The 18,785-nt window shown below is 37.0% G+C and carries 17 protein-coding genes; 16 read left to right on the top strand and 1 reads right to left on the bottom strand.

The window, feature by feature from the left end:
- Positions 1–15: 15 nt before the first annotated feature.
- Positions 16–1,155: a PQQ-dependent sugar dehydrogenase gene (locus ABN763_RS01255; RefSeq protein WP_410483588.1), complete on the top strand. Its 1,140-nt coding sequence runs from the start codon at positions 16–18 to the stop codon at positions 1,153–1,155.
- Positions 1,155–1,559, top strand: coding sequence for a c-type cytochrome (locus ABN763_RS01250; protein ID WP_410483587.1), 405 nt, complete (start codon positions 1,155–1,157; stop codon positions 1,557–1,559). The genes ABN763_RS01255 and ABN763_RS01250 overlap by 1 nt, the downstream gene beginning before the upstream one ends.
- Here ABN763_RS01250 and ABN763_RS01245 read toward each other — a convergent pair.
- Positions 1,552–2,301 carry a DeoR/GlpR family DNA-binding transcription regulator gene (locus ABN763_RS01245; protein WP_410483586.1) on the bottom strand — a complete coding sequence of 250 codons (750 nt, stop codon included), beginning with the start codon at positions 2,299–2,301 and terminating at the stop codon, positions 1,552–1,554. The two genes, ABN763_RS01250 and ABN763_RS01245, sit on opposite strands and share 8 nt — an antisense overlap.
- 168 nt (positions 2,302–2,469) lie before the next feature.
- Here ABN763_RS01245 and nagB point away from each other — a divergent pair, with 168 nt between their 5' ends.
- The 14 genes from nagB to ABN763_RS01175 all read left to right on the top strand — a co-directional run bounded on the left by nagB (position 2,470) and on the right by ABN763_RS01175 (position 18,766).
- Entirely contained in the window at positions 2,470–4,413 is a 1,944-nt protein-coding gene (nagB, locus tag ABN763_RS01240; protein WP_410483585.1) for a glucosamine-6-phosphate deaminase, read from the top strand.
- 29 nt (positions 4,414–4,442) lie between these two features.
- Entirely contained in the window at positions 4,443–5,516 is a 1,074-nt protein-coding gene (locus ABN763_RS01235) for an anhydro-N-acetylmuramic acid kinase (RefSeq protein WP_410483584.1), read from the top strand.
- 102 nt (positions 5,517–5,618) lie between these two features.
- Positions 5,619–6,227 carry a uridine kinase gene (gene udk / locus ABN763_RS01230; protein WP_410483583.1) on the top strand — a complete coding sequence of 203 codons (609 nt, stop codon included), beginning with the start codon at positions 5,619–5,621 and terminating at the stop codon, positions 6,225–6,227.
- Positions 6,224–6,541 (top strand): FtsB family cell division protein, encoded by a 318-nt coding sequence (locus tag ABN763_RS01225; protein WP_410483582.1) that lies wholly within the window; start codon positions 6,224–6,226, stop codon positions 6,539–6,541. The genes udk and ABN763_RS01225 overlap by 4 nt, the downstream gene beginning before the upstream one ends.
- Positions 6,542–6,549: 8 nt before the next feature.
- Positions 6,550–7,932 (top strand): methylmalonyl-CoA mutase subunit beta, encoded by a 1,383-nt coding sequence (locus ABN763_RS01220; protein WP_410483581.1) that lies wholly within the window; start codon positions 6,550–6,552, stop codon positions 7,930–7,932.
- 1 nt (position 7,933) lies between these two features.
- Complete coding sequence (gene scpA / locus ABN763_RS01215) at positions 7,934–10,054, top strand: methylmalonyl-CoA mutase (protein WP_410483580.1); 2,121 nt, start codon at positions 7,934–7,936, stop codon at positions 10,052–10,054.
- Between the two features lie 191 nt (positions 10,055–10,245).
- Positions 10,246–13,077 (top strand): M16 family metallopeptidase, encoded by a 2,832-nt coding sequence (locus ABN763_RS01210; RefSeq protein ID WP_410483579.1) that lies wholly within the window; start codon positions 10,246–10,248, stop codon positions 13,075–13,077.
- Between the two features lie 134 nt (positions 13,078–13,211).
- Positions 13,212–13,976 carry a ParA family protein gene (locus tag ABN763_RS01205; RefSeq protein ID WP_410483578.1) on the top strand — a complete coding sequence of 255 codons (765 nt, stop codon included), beginning with the start codon at positions 13,212–13,214 and terminating at the stop codon, positions 13,974–13,976.
- 6 nt (positions 13,977–13,982) lie between these two features.
- Entirely contained in the window at positions 13,983–14,885 is a 903-nt protein-coding gene (locus tag ABN763_RS01200; RefSeq protein ID WP_410483577.1) for a ParB/RepB/Spo0J family partition protein, read from the top strand.
- A complete protein-coding gene (locus ABN763_RS01195) occupies positions 14,875–15,486 on the top strand; it encodes a DUF5683 domain-containing protein (RefSeq protein WP_410483576.1) in 612 nt (203 codons plus the stop codon). Before ABN763_RS01200 ends, ABN763_RS01195 begins: the two co-directional genes overlap by 11 nt.
- A 3-nt stretch (positions 15,487–15,489) precedes the next feature.
- Positions 15,490–16,191, top strand: a complete 702-nt coding sequence (gene dapB, locus ABN763_RS01190) for a 4-hydroxy-tetrahydrodipicolinate reductase (RefSeq protein WP_410483575.1) — start codon at positions 15,490–15,492, stop codon at positions 16,189–16,191.
- A 56-nt stretch (positions 16,192–16,247) separates the two neighbouring features.
- Entirely contained in the window at positions 16,248–17,789 is a 1,542-nt protein-coding gene (gene lepB / locus ABN763_RS01185; RefSeq protein WP_410483574.1) for a signal peptidase I, read from the top strand.
- A gap of 48 nt (positions 17,790–17,837) precedes the next feature.
- The gene (locus tag ABN763_RS01180; protein ID WP_410483573.1) at positions 17,838–18,461 is read left to right on the top strand and encodes a WbqC family protein; all 624 of its coding nucleotides are present in this window, start codon (positions 17,838–17,840) and stop codon (positions 18,459–18,461) included.
- Positions 18,458–18,766 carry a DUF6122 family protein gene (locus ABN763_RS01175; RefSeq protein ID WP_410483572.1) on the top strand — a complete coding sequence of 103 codons (309 nt, stop codon included), beginning with the start codon at positions 18,458–18,460 and terminating at the stop codon, positions 18,764–18,766. The genes ABN763_RS01180 and ABN763_RS01175 overlap by 4 nt, the downstream gene beginning before the upstream one ends.
- The last annotated feature ends 19 nt before the right edge of the window (positions 18,767–18,785 follow it).

The raw sequence follows: 18,785 nt of genomic DNA, 5'->3' as shown, positions 1-18,785 counted from the left end.
GAAATCAATAAACTAATGAATAAATCAAAAAACATAATTCAGTTAATCTTTTTACTGGGCTTGGGACTTAATATATCATGTGCGCAAAAGGACAATTCCATCCAAGTACCCGCACCCGAAGACATTAATTACACTACCCAAGTGGTAGTTTCTGATATTGATATTCCATGGGGAATGGCTTTTTTACCAGATAAAAGTATGTTAGTTACGGATAAATCTGGACGGCTAATTCATTTCAAAAATGGAAAAAAGAATATCATTGCTGGTATTCCAGGGGACTTAAAAGTACAAGGTCAGGGCGGCCTTTTAGATGTAGAGTTGCATCCGGACTATGATAAAACAGGATGGATATACTTGACATATGCTTCCAAAGAAGGGGAAGGCTCCGGCGCCAACACCAAGCTCATTCGCGCCAAAATAAATAATGGCAGCCTCACGAATATAGAAACACTGTATAAAGCATCGCCAAATACTGGTCGCGGACAACATTTTGGTTCTCGAATTGAATTTGATAATCAAGGTTTTCTTTATTTCTCTATTGGTGATCGAGGTAATCGCAATGTAAACCCACAAGATATCGCCAAAGATGGAGGGAAAATTTATCGTCTTAATGATGATGGTTCTATACCTAAAGACAATCCATTTGTTGATAAAAATGGCGCAAAAAAAGCCATTTATTCCTACGGTCATAGGAATCCACAAGGCATGACAAAACATCCGCTTACGGGAGAAATCTGGATCCATGAACACGGACCAAGAGGTGGTGATGAAATTAACATTGTAAAAAAAGGCGCTAATTTCGGTTGGCCCAAAATCACCTACGGTATTAACTACAGCGGTACGACAATAACAAAAAACAAGGCATTGCCAGGCATGGAACAACCTCTCTACTATTGGATTCCGTCAATAGCTCCTAGCGGCATGACCTTTGTAACCAGCAGTACTTATCCTGATTGGCGAGGTGATTTATTGGTCGGCTCTCTTGTTTTTCAGTACTTAGAATTATTGGAAATTGATAAAGGCAAAGTAACCAGAAGAGAAAAATTATTAGAAAATATTGGTCGTGTTCGAAATGTAAAGCAAGGCCCCGATGGATTTATTTATGTAGCGGTAGAAGGAAAAGGAATTTTGAAGATTATTCCTAAATCAAGTTAATGATCCGAAAAGAAGCATCTTTTTTTATTCTGCTTATCGGTTTAACTTTATTTAATAGCTGCCGCACAAGTGATAGAGATAGAAGCATCAGTTACGGGAAAAGTATTTATAATAACAAATGTGCCTCTTGCCACTTGGAAAACGGCGAAGGTTCTTACGGTGCGGTTCCTCCTCTTGCTAATTCTGACTACTTTAAGAATGATCTTTTAAAAGGAATAAAAGCCATAAAATTCGGCCTAGAAGGAAAAATTGTAGTGAACGGAGTCACCTACAATAACAAAAAAAAGCCTTCTAATCTAACTGACCAAGAAGTTGCCGATGTACTTAACTATATATTGAATTCTTGGGGAAGCACGAATGAGAAAACACTTACCGAAGCAGACATTAGCAAGGTGGTTAAATAATCTCAATGTTTTGACGGCGGTAAGGGTCTAATTTTGACGAAAACGGATCTAACTCAGTTAACAATACATCAACCTCATTAAGACTACAGGTACGGTATCGTTGGCTAGAACCTAACTTTTTTGAAATTACAGGGGCCACTATTTTTTTTGATGATTTCATCATGGCCTTTTTGACTTGCACAATATCCCAGTCAGAATCCGACATTCCGTTGTCTACGTTTATCGAATGAGTAGTCATAAAACAGATATCTGCCTTTATCTCATTCATAAAACTGATGGTGCTAGGACCAACGGCAATTTGAGCATGTTTTAGCAAACGACCTCCGATAAAAAGAACCTCGATCTTTTCATGAGTCATTAACTGCATCGCAACTGAAAGGCTAGGTGTAAAAAATGTTGCACTCAAATTGGCGGGTAAATAACGGGCGATCTCGAGATTTGTTGTCCCCCCTCCTATTAATACAATAGCATTTTCTGGAATTAAAGAAACAGCTTTCTTGGCAATAAAAGCCTTTTCTTCATGCGAATAGATATCTGCTTCATTGTAATTATAAATATTGAATCCATTAGAAATCGCACCCCCATGAACTTTCTTTAATTTCTGCTGTTGATCAAGCTCTTTCACATCTCTTCTTACGGTATCGACTGACACTTTAAGTTGATCCGCTAGATCACCCAGCAAGACCTTGTTATGTATTCGAGCCTCATTTAAAATAAACTGTTGTCTTTCTTCTTTAAGCATATTACAAAAATGCAATTAATTGCAATTATACAATAAATAAACGCATTAAACAGCAATATTTAATTTTAAAACAGCAAATAATTGCAAAATATGATGAAAATGTAGTAACTTTGCATTTCATTAGATTAGATTTTTACACCTAATTACTACCTTAAAATCAATTTAAAAATGATTGGCACAACACCGCAATCTACGCTACACGTAAACACAGCATCAAGGAAATTTGAAAAAACCAATTCCGTCGTTTATGAAAATTCAAAAGATGCATCTCTTTTTATTGCGAGGGAAATCTCTGACCTGATTAAAAGTAAAGCTTCGAAAGGAAAAAATGCTGTTCTAGGACTGGCAACCGGATCAAGTCCTACTAAAGTATACGAATATTTGATTCAATTTCATAAAAATGAAGGGCTCAGCTTTCAAAACGTAGTCACTTTTAATCTAGATGAGTATTATCCGCAACATCCTGATGCCATACAGAGCTACGTACGATTTATGAATGAGCATTTATTCAACCATATCGACATTAAGAAAGAGAATATTCATATCCCTGACGGAACTGTTTCAGAAAATAACCTTGCAGAATATTGCTTAAATTATGAAAAAGCTATAAAAAAGGCAGGTGGTATCGACCTTCAACTACTTGGAATCGGGCGAACGGGTCATGTTGGCTTTAACGAACCGGGGTCTGCCATAAACAGTATTACCAGACTTATACGACTTGATAAAATAACACGATTAGACGCCGCTAGTGATTTTTTTGGAGAGGAAAACGTTCCTGATAGGGCAATTACAATGGGAGTAGGTAGCATTTTAAGCGCTGACAAGATCTTCTTGATGGCTTGGGGTGAAGGCAAAGCGCCAATTGTCCAACAAGCAATTGAAGGTCCGATTATCGAATCAATTCCCGCAACATTTCTTCAACACCATGAAAACTGCACTTATGTATTGGATACTGCCGCCGCATCAGAATTAACAAGAATTAAAACTCCGTGGTTAGTAGAAGATTGTAAATGGACGGACAATCTTATTAAAAAGGCCGTAATCTGGCTTTCATCTACCGTAAATAAAGCCATTTTAAAGTTAACGAATGAAGACTATAACGAACACGGAATGGGTAATTTAGTTGCCGAAATCGGTTCTGCAGAAGATATTAACCTAAAAGTATTCAATCAACTGCAGCGCACTATAACAGGTTGGCCTGGAGGAAAACCAAATTTCGATGATTCCGAACGGCCGGAAAGAGCAGACCCTTTTCCTAAAAAGTCATTGATCTTTAGCCCACATCCTGATGATGATGTAATCTCCATGGGGGGTACGTTACTTCGGTTGGTAGATCAAGGTCATGAGGTTCATGTTGCCTATCAAACCTCTGGTAATATTGCCGTTTTTGATGATGAAGTGATACGATTTTTAGACTTTGCCCAAGATACAGTACACGGAACTGAAGCCAGTAGCGAACTATCAGAATTGATGCAAGAAGTACGAGCTTTTCTCAAACAAAAACATCCAGGTGATGTTGACACCCCAGAAATACAAAAATTTAAAGGACTCATTAGAAAAGGGGAGGCTTTAGCGGCCTGCAGATATTGCGGTGTTGATGAAGCTAATGCCCACTTTTTAAATCTCCCTTTTTATGAGACTGGTACCGTTAAGAAGAAATTACCATCGGAAAGAGATATTCAAATAACCTGTGACCTTTTAAATAGTGTCAAACCGCAACAAATTTTTGCTGCTGGTGATCTTTCCGATCCTCATGGTACCCATCGGGTTTGTTTGCAATTGATTTTTGATTCACTAGAACGTTTAAAAGCCGAACATTGGGTAAAGGATTGTTATCTATGGTTATACAGAGGAGCATGGCAGGAATGGGATATCGCTGATATGGAAATGGCCGTACCTATAGGACCTAAGGACCTTGCTCGAAAACGAAATGCCATTTTTAAACACCAATCCCAAAAAGATAGCGCTATGTTTCCAGGTAATGATGAACGAGAGTTTTGGCAGCGAGCCGAACAACGCAATAAAGAAACGGCTGCTAAATACGATCAACTAGGGCTACCGGAATATGAGGCTATAGAAGGTTTTGTTCGCTATCATTTTAGAAAAGAATAGTACCTTCATCAGGTAGAAATAATAACACCATGGAATACAATGTCATTGGATTAATGTCTGGCACCTCTCTCGATGGTTTAGACCTTGTAAATTGTTTGATTAAAGAAACTCAAGCTAAGTGGGGATATGAAATTCTTCATACCAAGAGTATTCCTTACGACATTGCTTTTCAAAAGACCTTAAAAGATGCCATTCATCTTCCAGCAATAAATCTACTTCAATTTCATCATGAATATGGGAGATGGCTGGGAAAACAAATAAAGGAGTTTACTAAAGAGAATAACATTAAAGCAAATTTAGTAGCAAGTCATGGGCATACCATTCATCACCAACCACAAAATGGTTTTACATTTCAGCTAGGATATGGTCAAGATATTGCCAACATTTCTGGTCTTAAAACCGTTGCCGATTTTCGCTCTGCAGATATTGCAAGCGGCGGTCAGGGAGCTCCGTTAGTTCCCATTGGTGATGAGCTTTTTTTCGGAGCGTATGACTTTTGCCTGAATTTAGGTGGAATAAGCAACATATCTTATAAAAAAGATGGGGAACGCTATGCTTATGACATCGGTTTGGCCAACATGGTTCTGAATCATATCATTCAAAAAACCGGAAAAGCATATGATGAAAATGGTAGCTTAGCCGCATCAGGCACTGTCAATAACCAATTACTCGATAAACTAAATAAGTTGCAATACTATCAAGAAAAACCACCAAAGTCTACCGGATACGAATGGTTTTTAGAAGAAGTAATCCCTATTGTTAGTGGCACAACAGATTCAACTAAAAACATGCTCTGCACTGCTGTTCATCATATTTGCAATGCCGTCAGCAACGACATAAAAGAATTAAGTGAAAAGCCAAAGAATAGTGTTTTGATTACAGGGGGCGGGGCTTTCAACAACTTTCTAATTCAAACTTTAAAACAACAACTTGGCCCAGACTTTCAAGTAGATACTTCTAATACGCAATTAATTGAGTTCAAAGAGGCTTTGGTGTTCGGCTTGATGGGAGTTCTGCGCATTAACAATCTACCCAATTGCCTTTCTAGCGTTACCGGAGCGACCTCTGATGTCACAGGCGGAGTTATATTTAATCCAAATTAGTTAACTTTGTTAACTAATTGTTGGAAATCCTTGTTAATAACTACATAGACACCGTTGTTAGCAATCACTTTCATCGTTTATTTTTGTATAAACAATAAACAAATGCTGATAATAGGAATCGGAGGCGGCACTGGTTGCGGCAAAACTACTGTGGTCAAACAGATCATTAACCAACTTCCACCCGAAGAAGTGGGCGTAATATCACAAGATTCTTATTATAAAGATACATCTCACATGGCTTTTGATGAGCGTGTGAAGATCAATTTTGATCATCCAAGGGCCATCGACTTTGACTTATTGAGTGAACATCTTAAAACGTTAAAAGACGGAAAACCCATTAATCAACCTGTTTATTCGTTTGTTGAGCATAACCGAACCAAAGACACGCTTCTTACCCATCCTAGAAAGGTGATGATCGTTGAAGGAATTTTAATATTAACAAACCCAGAATTAAGGGATATGTTTGATATTAAAATTTTTGTTCATGCAGATAGTGATGAACGATTGATTAGACGGTTAAAACGAGATATCGCCGAACGTGGACGCGACATCGATGAAGTACTTGATCGCTATCAAACCACTTTGAAACCAATGCATCAACAGTTTATCGAACCTACAAAGGAATTTGCCGATATCATAATTCCTAATAATAAATACAACACTGTGGCGGTTGATATTGTTCGTACCATAATAAATGAAAGACTATCATGAAGACAAGGAAACTGAGGGATTTAAAAGAAAACAAATATTTCAAATTTTTTAGCAATCGATACATTTTAGTATTACTGATTTTCTCGATATGGATGTTATTTTTTGATGCCAATTCATTTTTGAATCATCGTAAGTTGAATAAAGAGATCAAAGGATTAAAACAAAATAAAGCGTACTATCAGACAGAGATTACCAAAGAAACACAAGAAAAAATAGATTTGAGCGATCCTCGAAAAATGGAAAAATTTGCCCGAGAAGAATATTGGATGAAAAAGAAAGATGAAGAAATAATATTGATTGAAATTGAAGAATAGTACCCTTTATGAGCGATTTTTTATTTGAAGATTTTGAAGCTGTTTCACTAAAACAATGGAAACAAAAAATACAAGTCGATCTCAAAGGACTTGATTACAACGACAGCTTGGTTTGGAAAACCAACGAAGGCATTGATGTTAAGCCAGCATATCATCAGGACGGATTATCAGATACTATTCCAAACCTCAAAACTTCAAAAGGTTGGAGCATAACTCAACATATTTATGTACTTAATACAGAACAATCTAACAAAAACGCCTTAGATATAATAAATAGAGGCGCCGAAGCCATTATTTTTGAACTTGACAACCAAAATATTAATCTCGCTACTTTGTTAGGAGGGATTAACCTTTCCAACATTACTGTATACCTTAAGCCTCAATTTTTAAATGCTGATGTTGTAACCCAAATAAATCAGCTAATTGATAGTACTAGCAATGTTTTTATGCTTGCTGACCCCATAGGGCAACTAGCAAAAAGTGGAAATTGGTTCCAAAACTCAATAGCAGACCTTGAAACCCTTGATCAGTGTATTTCAAATGCCCATAATTTAAAAAGTATTGTTGCTGTTAATACAGATTTATATCATAATGCAGGTGCAACTGTCACACAACAATTAGCTTATACCTTAGCTCATGTAAATGAATATATTAATCATATTAATGAGTATGATCAAGATCATCTTAAAGATTTGTGCGTGACCATAAACATGGCTGTTGGTAGCAACTATTTTTTTGAACTTGCTAAACTAAGGGCAGTCCGTTTTCTATTTAAGCAACTAGCGAATGAATACGATAGCACAATTAACTGTCACATTATAGTATCACCGGGTAAGCGTAACAAAACACTTTATGATTATAATGTGAATATGTTAAGATCCACGACTGAATGTATGAGTGCCATATTAGGTGGTGCTGATGCAGTGTATAATTTGCCCTATGACGCTATTTATCACAAAAACAACGAATTTGGTGATCGTATCGCGCGCAACCAACTGCTCATTCTAAAAAATGAAAGCTATTTTGATAAAGTAGAAAATCCATCAGATGGCTCTTATTACATAGAATCACTATCCATACAATTGGCTGAAAAAGCACTAGCATTATTTAAGGATATTGAAAAAGCCGGAGGGTTTTTAAAACAGCTAAAAGAAGGGGTGATCCAGCGCAAAATAAAAGAGGCAGCCGCCAAACAACAGCAACAGTTTGATGATGAGCAGAACATACTAATTGGCACCAACAAATACCCCAATAAACAAGATAAAATGAAGGAAAATTTAGAGTTATTTCCCTTCATGAAAACAAAACCCAGAAAAACTAGTATCGAGCCGATTATTGAAAAACGACTGGCAGAAGTATTAGAACAAAAACGACTAGATACTGAAGAATAAAATGCGGAAAGACCTTCAACATTTAAGCTTAAACTACAAAAAGCCCAACACCAAGCAGTCGGATACTTCATTTATGACTGCAGAAAATATTGAAGTGAATGCTACCTATACAAAAAGGGATGTTGAATTATTAAACCATCTCAATTTTGTTGCAGGTATAGCACCTAACTTACGTGGTCCATACTCTACGATGTACGTTCGTAGGCCTTGGACCATCAGGCAATATGCAGGATTTTCGACCGCCGAAGAAAGTAATGCATTTTACCGCAGAAATCTAGAAGCAGGGCAAAAAGGGCTTTCTGTAGCCTTCGATTTACCAACTCATAGAGGGTATGATAGTGATCATGAACGTGTAGTCGGCGACGTTGGTAAAGCGGGAGTTGCCATCGATAGTGTTGAGGATATGAAAATGTTATTTGATCAAATTCCACTTGATCAAATGTCAGTATCAATGACAATGAATGGGGCCGTTTTACCAATTATGGCATTCTACATAGTTGCTGCTGAAGAGCAAGGGGTAGCACCTGAATCATTATCAGGAACTATTCAGAATGATATTTTAAAGGAGTTCATGGTGCGTAACACATACATCTATCCCCCTACTCCCTCGATGAAGATCATTTCTGATATTTTCGAATACACCTCGAAAAACATGCCCAAGTTCAACTCGATCAGTATCTCGGGCTATCATATGCAAGAAGCTGGTGCTACTTGTGATATTGAACTTGCTTATACCTTAGCAGATGGTCTAGAATATATAAGAAAAGGACTGGATGCAGGAATGGAAATTGACACCTTCGCACCCCGCTTGTCATTCTTTTGGGCTATTGGGATGAATCATTTTATGGAAATTGCTAAAATGAGAGCTGCTCGCATGCTTTGGGCAAAATTGGTAAAACAATTCAATCCTAAAAATCAGAAGTCGCTTGCTTTACGAACCCATTGCCAAACTAGTGGTTGGAGTTTAACCGAGCAAGATCCTTTTAATAATGTGGCACGAACTTGTATTGAAGCTGCTGCTGCTGCATTTGGTGGTACCCAAAGCTTACATACTAATGCATTGGATGAAGCCATTGCCTTACCAACAGATTTTTCAGCAAGAATTGCTAGAAATACACAACTATATTTACAACAGGAAACTCATATTACCAAAACTGTCGATCCGTGGGCAGGTAGTTACTATGTAGAATCGCTTACTAACGATATTGCCAATAAAGCGTGGAAGTTGATTCAAGAAGTTGAAGAGTTAGGTGGAATGACAAAAGCTATCGAGGCGGGTATTCCTAAAATGAGAATTGAAGAAGCCGCAGCAAGAAAACAGGCAAGAATCGATAGCGGCCAGGACGTGATCGTTGGGGTAAATAAGTATCGTTTAGCCGAAGAAGATCCGTTACATATTCTAGAGGTTGATAATCAAACTGTACGACGTCAGCAAATTGAATCGATAAATAGGATTAAGAACAGTCGAAACAATAATAAAGTTGCCACTGCCCTAGAAAAACTAACTAACGCGGCTAAAAATAATGCCGATAATTTACTAGCTTTAGCTGTTAATGCTGCAAGGGAACGGGCAACCTTAGGCGAAATATCAGATGCTTTAGAAAAGGTTTATGGTCGATACAAGGCACAAATAAAATCGTTTAGCGGAGTGTATAGTAAAGAAATAAGAAATGACGAAAGCTTTGAAAAAGCAAAGAAACTTGCTGATCAAGTTGCTGAGCAAGAAGGCCGTCGTCCAAGAATTATGATCGCTAAAATGGGACAAGATGGGCATGATCGTGGTGCAAAAGTCGTTGCCACGGGCTATGCTGATGTTGGTTTTGACGTCGATATTGGCCCCTTATTTCAAACACCTGCCGAAGCAGCGAAACAAGCGGTAGAAAATGATGTTCATATTTTAGGGGTTTCGTCGCTTGCCGCCGGTCATAAAACATTAGTTCCACAAGTTATTGAGGAACTTAAAAAATACGATCGTGAAGATATTATGGTTATCGTTGGTGGCGTGATTCCGCACCAAGATTACCAGTTTTTGTTCGATGCAGGCGCTACAGCAATCTTCGGGCCTGGAACAAAAATAAGTGAAGCCGCGATCGAGATCTTAGAGATTTTGTTGGATGATTAGTAGGTTAATTTTAATAGGGTATAGCTTCTTTAATCAAGTTTAAGAAATAGCAATTTCCATTTATTCCAACTTTTCTTAGCCCGTTGTATATGGACGTTTTTAATCAACTAAAAATTTAGTTAAATTTTTAGAATTTATTTTCTACAATAGTAGAATAGCCTTACATTCGTTTTTAAACAAAATAATCATCCATGCAAAAATCAACACTAATTGCAATTACATTGCTCTTCTTATCATTTCACTTTGGGAATGCACAAGAAGGTATGAAAAAGTCATTGGAGCCTTCAAGCCCAATTCCAGTTGACCCTAATGTCAAAATAGGAAAACTAGACAATGGCCTTACCTATTACATTCGCAACAATGGAAAGCCAGAAGACAAATTAGAACTTCGCTTAGCTATAAATGCCGGTTCTATCTTAGAAGACGAAGATCAATTGGGTCTCGCTCATTTTATGGAACATATGAATTTTAACGGTACTAAAAACTTCAAAAAAAATGAATTAGTCGATTACCTTCAAGGTATAGGTGTTCAATTTGGGGCAGACCTAAATGCATACACCAGTTTTGATGAAACCGTATACATACTACCAATACCAAGTGATGATCCAGAAAAATTAGAAAAGGGATTTCAAATTCTTGAAGACTGGGCACATGGGGCAACATTAACAGATGAAGCCATTGATGATGAGCGTGGTGTGGTTTTAGAAGAATATAGGCTTGGTTTGGGCCCAGATAAGCGTATGATGCAAGAGTATTTACCTAAAATGATGTACGGCTCTAAATACGCAGATCGTCTTCCCATTGGAAAAAAAGAGATTATAGAAAATTTCAAATACAAGTCGATAAGAAATTATTTTAAAGATTGGTATCGCCCAGACCTAATGGCAGTTGTTGCCGTAGGTGATTTAGATATTGCCACTACTGAAAAAAAGATAAAAGAACATTTTGGAAAGATCAAGAAAGTTAAAAATCCTCGTAAGCGTGAGGTTTTTGATCTACCCAACCATGAAGAAACCTTTATTGCTATTGCAAGTGATAAAGAGGCTCCGTTTTCTCGAGTACAAGTAATGTACAAAGATCGTGAGAATTCAAAACCAACTAAGACCATATTAGATTACCGCACTCAAATTGTAAGAGGTCTTTTCTCTACTATGTTAAACAACAGATTGAGCGAACTTCGCAACAGTGCGAACCCACCATTTGTATTTGGCTTTTCTTATTATGGTGGCACCTTCGCACGAAATAAAAATGCGTATCAGTCATCCGCAACCACTAGCCCTGAAGGACAATTAAATGGACTACGCGCTATGCTAACCGAAAATGAGCGTGTACGCAGACATGGCTTTAACAAAGGTGAATTTGAGCGTGCTAAAAAAGAAATCTTAGCACGTTTAGAAAAGCAGTTTAAAGATCGTGACAAGCAAGAAAGTGGACGAATCGTCAATCAGTACGTCTACAATTATCTAGAGAAATCTCCAATTCCTGGAATAGAATGGTCTTATGACTTTAACAAAAAGGTGATGCCGACTATTCAATTAGCCGAAATCAACGATTTGATTAAAGGGTTTATTCACGATGATAATCGCGTAATCGTCATAACGGGCCCCGAAAAAGAAGGGCTTAAAAAAGTTACTGAGCAGGAGGTGCTTGATCTTATTAAAGAAGTTGAAGCTGCCAACATTACCCCTTATGAAGATGAAGAAGTTGCTGATGCATTAATTGATAAGTTACCTGCTGCAGGTACAATTACTAAGGAAGAAACCAATGATAAACTTGGTTTCACTAAACTTACCTTAAGTAATGGCGCAACAGTAACCTATAAAAAAACTGATTTTAAAAACGATGAGATCTTATTCCAGGCATATAGTCCTGGCGGGACCAGTTTATATACTGATGAAGAGTTCAAAGCAACTACTTTTGCCAACGGAGGCTTATCCCAAGCAGGAATAGCAGGCTTATCTTTAAACGACATGAATAAGTACATGAGTGGTAAGATTGTACGCGTCAATCCGTCAATTGGCGGTTTTAGTGAAAACTTTAGAGGAAGTGCCGCACCAAAGGATATAGAAACGCTGTTTGAAATGGTTCATTTATATTTTACTTCTCTAAACAAGAATGATGAAGCATTTCAATCATATATCACAAAACAAAAGAGTTTCCTAGGAAATTTGATGGCAAATCCACAATTCTTTTTCTCAAATGAGATAGGAAAGGTAAGAAACAAAGGCAACAATCGATATGTAGGTTTCCCGACAGCAGAAGCTATGGACAAAGCAGATTATGACCTGGCTTACAAAAAGTATCAGGAACGTTTTGCTGATGCTGGCGATTTTAACTTCTACTTTGTTGGCAATATTGACGAGGCCAAATTGAAACAGTTATGTGAAAAGTATATCGCCTCTTTACCGGGAAAAGGAAGTAATGAGAAATATGTTGCAACCAAATTTAGAAGAAAGGATACCTACCATAAGGAAGTTATTAAACGTGGTAAAGATCCTAAGAGTCGGGTACAAATTACATGGGAAGAAGCTGATATTAAATATGACGGCGATGAAGCAGCCTATCTGGGAGCTTTAGGCGAAGTGCTTACTATAAAGTTAATAGAAAAACTTCGTGAAGAAGAAGGTGGTGTCTATGGTGTTGGCGCAAGAGGTAGCATGAGTAAAATCTCTTTTAGCAATGTAAGCTTTAACATTTCCTTCCCTTGCGGTCCGGAAAATGTTGACAAATTAGTTGAAGCTGCACTTGCAGAAGTTGAGAAAATCAAGAAAGACGGTCCAACGGAAAAAGATTTAAATAAGGTAAAAGAAACCTATTTGTTAAATCGGAAAGAGAGCTTAAAACAAAACAGATTTTGGATGAGCAACCTTGTCCGTGCCGATCAGGAAGATAGAGATATCAATAAAATGAACGATTACGAAAAAAACGTCAAAGCAATGACGCAAAAAGACATTCAAAAAGTAGCAAATAAATATCTTGATAAAAACTACTTTTTGGCAATTTTAATGCCAGAGGATCAGTAAGGTATTCAAGCATAAAATATTGATTAGAAAAGGGCTGCAATTTGCAGTCCTTTTCTTTTGTAGGCTGTTAACAAAATTCATTTTTAATACTCGCAAATAATTGTATTTTTACCACTAACAATCTTACATTTTTCATGGGCAAAATCATTGCTATTGCTAACCAAAAAGGCGGAGTTGGTAAAACCACGACTTCGGTTAACCTCGCAGCCTCTCTTGGAGTATTAGAAAAAAAAGTACTTCTTATTGATGCCGATCCCCAGGCTAATGCGACTTCTGGATTAGGCATTGATGTTGAGAGTGTTGAAATTGGAACATACCAACTACTGGAACACACTAAAAAACCAGAAGATGCTATTGTAACTTCTGATTCGCCTAATGTAGATCTTATTCCCGCACATATTGATCTTGTAGCTATTGAAATTGAGCTGGTTGATAAAGAAGAAAGAGAGTATATGCTGAAAAAAGCTATTGATGGTTTAAAATCTCAATACGATTATATATTAATTGATTGTGCTCCTTCACTTGGTTTATTAACACTAAACGCATTAACTGCCGCCGATTCTGTAATTATTCCAATACAATGCGAATATTTTGCGCTTGAAGGTTTAGGGAAGTTATTAAACACGATAAAAAGTGTTCAAAAAATACACAATAGCAATCTTGATATTGAAGGTATGCTATTAACCATGTATGATAGCCGTCTTCGGTTGTCAAACCAGGTTGTAGAAGAAGTTCAAAAGCATTTTAGCGACATGGTTTTTAAAACCATAATTCAGCGAAATGTGAGATTAAGTGAAGCACCAAGTTATGGCGAAAGCATTATTAACTATGATGCTGGTAGCAAGGGTGCGGCAAATTACCTAAATTTGGCACATGAAGTGATCAATAAAAACGGATAAAGGTGTATGGCAAAAGCTACTAAAAAACAAGCATTAGGTAGAGGATTATCAGCTTTATTGAAAGATCCGGAGAACGATATTAAATCCGCATCTGATAAAAACGCTGATAAAGTTGTAGGCAATATTGTTGAATTAGAGCTTTCCGCTATTGAAGTAAACCCATTTCAACCGCGGACCAATTTTAATGAAGATTCGCTACGCGAGTTAGCCTCATCGATTCGAGAGCTGGGGGTAATTCAACCTATTACCGTTAGAAAACTTGGCTTTAATAAGTATCAACTTGTATCAGGTGAACGTCGTTACCGAGCTTCTAAACTTTTAGGTCTTGAAGTAATACCTGCGTATATACGCATTGCCAACGATCAAGAATCACTCGAAATGGCATTGGTCGAAAACATTCAGCGCCAAGATCTAGATCCTATTGAAATCGCATTATCCTATCAACGCTTAATCGATGAAGTAAAGCTAACGCAAGAAGAAATGAGTGAGCGTGTTGGTAAAAAACGATCTACCATTGCCAATTACTTACGACTTTTAAAACTAGATCCGATTGTACAAACTGGTATTCGAGATGGGTTTTTAAGTATGGGACATGGTCGTGCTTTGATCAATGTTGAAAACAAAGGAGATCAACTGGATATTTATGAGGCTGTAATTACAAAAAACCTGAGTGTTCGTGACACCGAACGTTTGGTGCGTAACTATCACGCTACCCAGGAAATCGGTGATGATACTACAACTAACGAAGTCCCAAAATATATTAAAAAAGGGTTAAAAGACTTTTCTGAGTACTTTATGACTGCCGTTGACGTTAAATTTGCCAAAAGTGGTAAAGGAAAAATTGTGATTCCTTTTGGTTCTGAGCAAGAATTTACACGTCTTAAAAAATTAATCAAGGGTGACGATTAGGTTAATATTCCTCTTCTTTTTTATTTTCTCTTTTTCGAACAACATTTGGTCTCAAAAAAAATCGAATAAGGATAGTCTATCAATCAAAGTTGATACCGTTAAAACAAAATTTAAAAAAGCAAGAAGGGTTAACTTAAACCCAAATGCGCCTGCAAAAGCTGCCTTCTATTCAGCTGTACTTCCCGGTTTAGGTCAAGCCTATAATCGTAAATATTGGAAAATTCCTATAGTGTATGGCGCTATTGGCACTGGAATGTACGTTTTTATTAATAACGATAACGAATACAAAAAATTTAGAGGTGAGTTTAAACGTAGACTTAATCTTGGTCTTGATGGTCCGGATCTAAACGATGATGATACAGAGTTTGACAGACTTACCAATCAGTCTTTAATTGAAGCCCAAGAATTATTTCAACGAAACCGAGATCTTGCGTTATTAATAACCGTGGGGCTATATGCTTTAAATATTATTGATGCTAATGTTGATGCCCACTTACAACAATACAATGTAAATGAAAGACTAAGTGTTGCACCAAAAATATATCAAGATCCACTCAACTTTAATACCAGTGTGACACTTTCAATCTCTTATAATTTTTGACAAATGAAAATTGCCCTTTTAGGATACGGAAAAATGGGTAAAACCATTGAGCAACTAGCTATAAAACGCGGACATGAAATTGTTTTAAAAGTTGATAAAGATCAACATGACTACGATATCACAAAAGCAGATGTCGCCATTGATTTCAGTATTCCTACCGCGGCAGTATCAAATATTTCTAAATGCTTAGAACATCATGTTCCAATAATTTCCGGCACCACCGGATGGTTAGATCAATATGAGAAGATAACTGACTTATGTAAGGCAAAAAACGGGGCGTTTATTTATGCATCTAACTTTAGTTTAGGAGTCAATATTTTTTTTGAATTGAATGAATACCTAGCGAAAATGATGGGTCAATTCGATCAGTACACGGTAGGAATAGAAGAAGTACACCATACTCAAAAACTAGACGCTCCTAGCGGCACAGCGATCTCACTGGCTGAAGGTATTATCAAAAATGGCATCCATGATGATTGGGTACTGGATAAGAAAGAGGCTGGAAAAATATCAATCAAAGCAGTCCGCACTCCTAATGTTCCCGGAACACATACCATTAGCTACACTTCTGCTGTTGATACCATAGACATTACTCATACTGCTCATAGCCGTGAAGGTTTTGCACTAGGTGCCGTTATAGCAGCAGAATGGATTATAGGTAAGAAAGGCGTATTTAGTATGAGAGACGTGTTAAATATTGCCTAATAGACTTTAAGTCAATAAATAAATTTTTGTTTCTTGCACAAAACTAAAATAACCGTATGTCAATAGACCTTTTTATATATGCCACCTTGTTTTTCGGACTATTAAACGGCATAATTTATTGGAAAGGCTTCGTGAAAGCAGGTAGAAAAGCCTGGGAAGCATTTGTACCCTTCTATAATATTATAGTACAACTTAAAATTATTGAGCGGCCTTGGTGGTGGATTTTCCTAATTGTTCTTCCTGTTATAGGCAATATTATTTTAATAGTGATTGTTTATGAATGGCTACATGTATTTGGGTATAGAAAAAAAAGATATACTTTCTTGTCGATCATCACCTGCTACATATATCTTATTTACATAAACTACAAAAGCGATACGAAATACATAGGTCGTGATGATGAAGTGATCATCAAAAATGTGTCTACTTGGACAAGTGCAGTGTTATTCGCGGTTGTGGCAGCAACAATGGTGCACACATATTTCATGCAACCCTATGTAATTCCTACTCCATCATTGGATAAAACCCTAAGGGTAGGTGAGTTTTTGCTGGTAAGTAAATTTCATTATGGCGTTCGGGTACCTATGACACCCATAGCTTTACCCATGATTCATGATGTAATTCCCGGAACTAGTATACGATCATATACAGATAAACTTCAATTACCCTATTTACGTTTGCCCGCATTTCAAAAAATAAAACGCAATGACATTGTGGTTTTTAGTTGGCCAACTGACAATTGGGTAGAATACGGAAATGAAAGCAAAGGTTTTATCGACAAACCTATTGATAAAAAATCTAACTATGTAAAACGTTGTGTAGGCGTACCCGGTGATTCGCTTGAAGTGCGTGAAGGTTGGGTCTATATTAACGGCAAGAAAAATGTGTTACCCGACAGAGCAGAGCCACAGTTTAAATATGTTGTTACTACAAAAGGCGGACAGTTCAATCCGTCATATATGCACCAGCGCTATGACCTTGACCCTGATTATTACGGACAAACAGCTGCCAATCAATACGTTTTCACATCATTAACGACAGAAGTTGCAGCACAATTAAAAAATCATCCTAACGTAGTTTCGATTGAACGCGCTGCTAATGGAAAAGGTATTAGTGAACCCTTGGTATTCCCCGCTGGCAATAACAACTCTTGGAATACTGACTATTTTGGACCTATTTACATTCCTGAAAAGGGAAAAACTGTTAATCTTAATGTAGAAGTATTACCGCTATACAAACGCATCATTACCGAATATGAGGGTCATAATCTAGAAGTAAATGGCAATCAGATAAAAATTGATGGTGAAATTGCCACTAGCTATACCTTTGGTCAGGATTATTATTGGATGATGGGTGACAACCGCAATAATAGTCTAGATTCAAGAAGTTGGGGCTATGTACCATTTGATCATGTACTAGGTAAGCCCGTATTTATATGGATGAGCTATGACACTGTTGAAGGGGTAAAACCAAGATGGGATCGTTTCTTTACTACTGTTGGCGGAAGCGGAGAACGCGTATCATACCTGAAATACTTTTTAATATTACTAGCACTTTGGTTTGGTTTTGACTTTTTTAGAAAACGTAAAAAAGGATAATATTTTACTAATTCAGAATTTAAAATTCTGATTTCCCATTGAGGACAATTGACACCACTACTCCATCCTTGTTATTTTGGTTCAATCGCTCAGTATGCGATTATGAGTCAGCACCCAAATGTCATTTTTGAAGCTCATGATAATTATCAAAAGCAAACCTATCGTAATCGCATGTATATCTATGGCGCCAACGGTAAACAACTGCTTAATATTCCTGTCCAGCATCAAAAAGGTAAAAAGATACAGTATACCGATGTATTAATTTCATACGTTGAAAACTGGCAAAAAGAACATTGGAAATCCCTAGAATCAGCATATCGCACTTCACCTTTTTTTGAATTTTATGAAGATGAACTCGCCATTATTTATAAGGATAAGGAAGAACGTTTAATGAATTTTAACTTAAAGTGTCACCAATTTTTATCTGATAATCTTCCCTTAGAGACGCAGATTAAAAAAAGTAAAGATTTTAAGGCTTATGGTGATGATAATGATTTTAGATACCTGGTAAACGCTAAACAACGGACGCAGGGCATATTCTTGCCACCATATACACAAGTTTTTTCTTCAAAACACGGTTTTATATCTAACTTATCTGTGCTAGACCTTCTTTTTAATGAGGGGCCAAATGCTATTTCTTATCTAGAGCGAAGCAAAATAGAAGGCAAATGACACAAAGTGTAATTCATTATGCTCTTCATTTAGTAGTTCCTATACTATTCGCATATCTTTTCGTTCCAAAGAAATTATGGAAAGTATATGTCATTTTTTTACTAGCCATGATCATTGATTTAGATCACCTTTTGGCTAATCCAGTTTTTGATCCAACACGTTGTAGCATAAATTTTCATCCGCTTCACTCCTACTGGGCTGTTGGAGTATATGGATGTTTAACAATATTCAAAAAAACAAGAATTATTGGCTTTGCATTATTTTGGCACATAGTAGTAGATTTTATTGATTGCCAGATGATGTGAATTCCAATAGTTCGAATAC

The organism is Spongiivirga sp. MCCC 1A20706, from assembly GCF_046524175.1.
GTDB lineage: Bacteria > Bacteroidota > Bacteroidia > Flavobacteriales > Flavobacteriaceae > Spongiivirga.
Note: the sequence above shows the minus strand (reverse complement) of the source record. Positions and strands in the feature narration are given on the sequence as shown.

Coding starts and splice junctions, on each gene's coding strand:
- ABN763_RS01255 (WP_410483588.1), top strand. CDS start 16: ATGAATAAATCAAAAAACATAATTCAGTTAATCTTTTTACTGGGCTTG.
- ABN763_RS01250 (WP_410483587.1), top strand. CDS start 1,155: ATGATCCGAAAAGAAGCATCTTTTTTTATTCTGCTTATCGGTTTAACT.
- ABN763_RS01245 (WP_410483586.1), bottom strand. CDS start 2,301: ATGCTTAAAGAAGAAAGACAACAGTTTATTTTAAATGAGGCTCGAATA.
- nagB (WP_410483585.1), top strand. CDS start 2,470: ATGATTGGCACAACACCGCAATCTACGCTACACGTAAACACAGCATCA.
- ABN763_RS01235 (WP_410483584.1), top strand. CDS start 4,443: ATGGAATACAATGTCATTGGATTAATGTCTGGCACCTCTCTCGATGGT.
- udk (WP_410483583.1), top strand. CDS start 5,619: ATGCTGATAATAGGAATCGGAGGCGGCACTGGTTGCGGCAAAACTACT.
- ABN763_RS01225 (WP_410483582.1), top strand. CDS start 6,224: ATGAAGACAAGGAAACTGAGGGATTTAAAAGAAAACAAATATTTCAAA.
- ABN763_RS01220 (WP_410483581.1), top strand. CDS start 6,550: ATGAGCGATTTTTTATTTGAAGATTTTGAAGCTGTTTCACTAAAACAA.
- scpA (WP_410483580.1), top strand. CDS start 7,934: ATGCGGAAAGACCTTCAACATTTAAGCTTAAACTACAAAAAGCCCAAC.
- ABN763_RS01210 (WP_410483579.1), top strand. CDS start 10,246: ATGCAAAAATCAACACTAATTGCAATTACATTGCTCTTCTTATCATTT.
- ABN763_RS01205 (WP_410483578.1), top strand. CDS start 13,212: ATGGGCAAAATCATTGCTATTGCTAACCAAAAAGGCGGAGTTGGTAAA.
- ABN763_RS01200 (WP_410483577.1), top strand. CDS start 13,983: ATGGCAAAAGCTACTAAAAAACAAGCATTAGGTAGAGGATTATCAGCT.
- dapB (WP_410483575.1), top strand. CDS start 15,490: ATGAAAATTGCCCTTTTAGGATACGGAAAAATGGGTAAAACCATTGAG.
- lepB (WP_410483574.1), top strand. CDS start 16,248: ATGTCAATAGACCTTTTTATATATGCCACCTTGTTTTTCGGACTATTA.
- ABN763_RS01175 (WP_410483572.1), top strand. CDS start 18,458: ATGACACAAAGTGTAATTCATTATGCTCTTCATTTAGTAGTTCCTATA.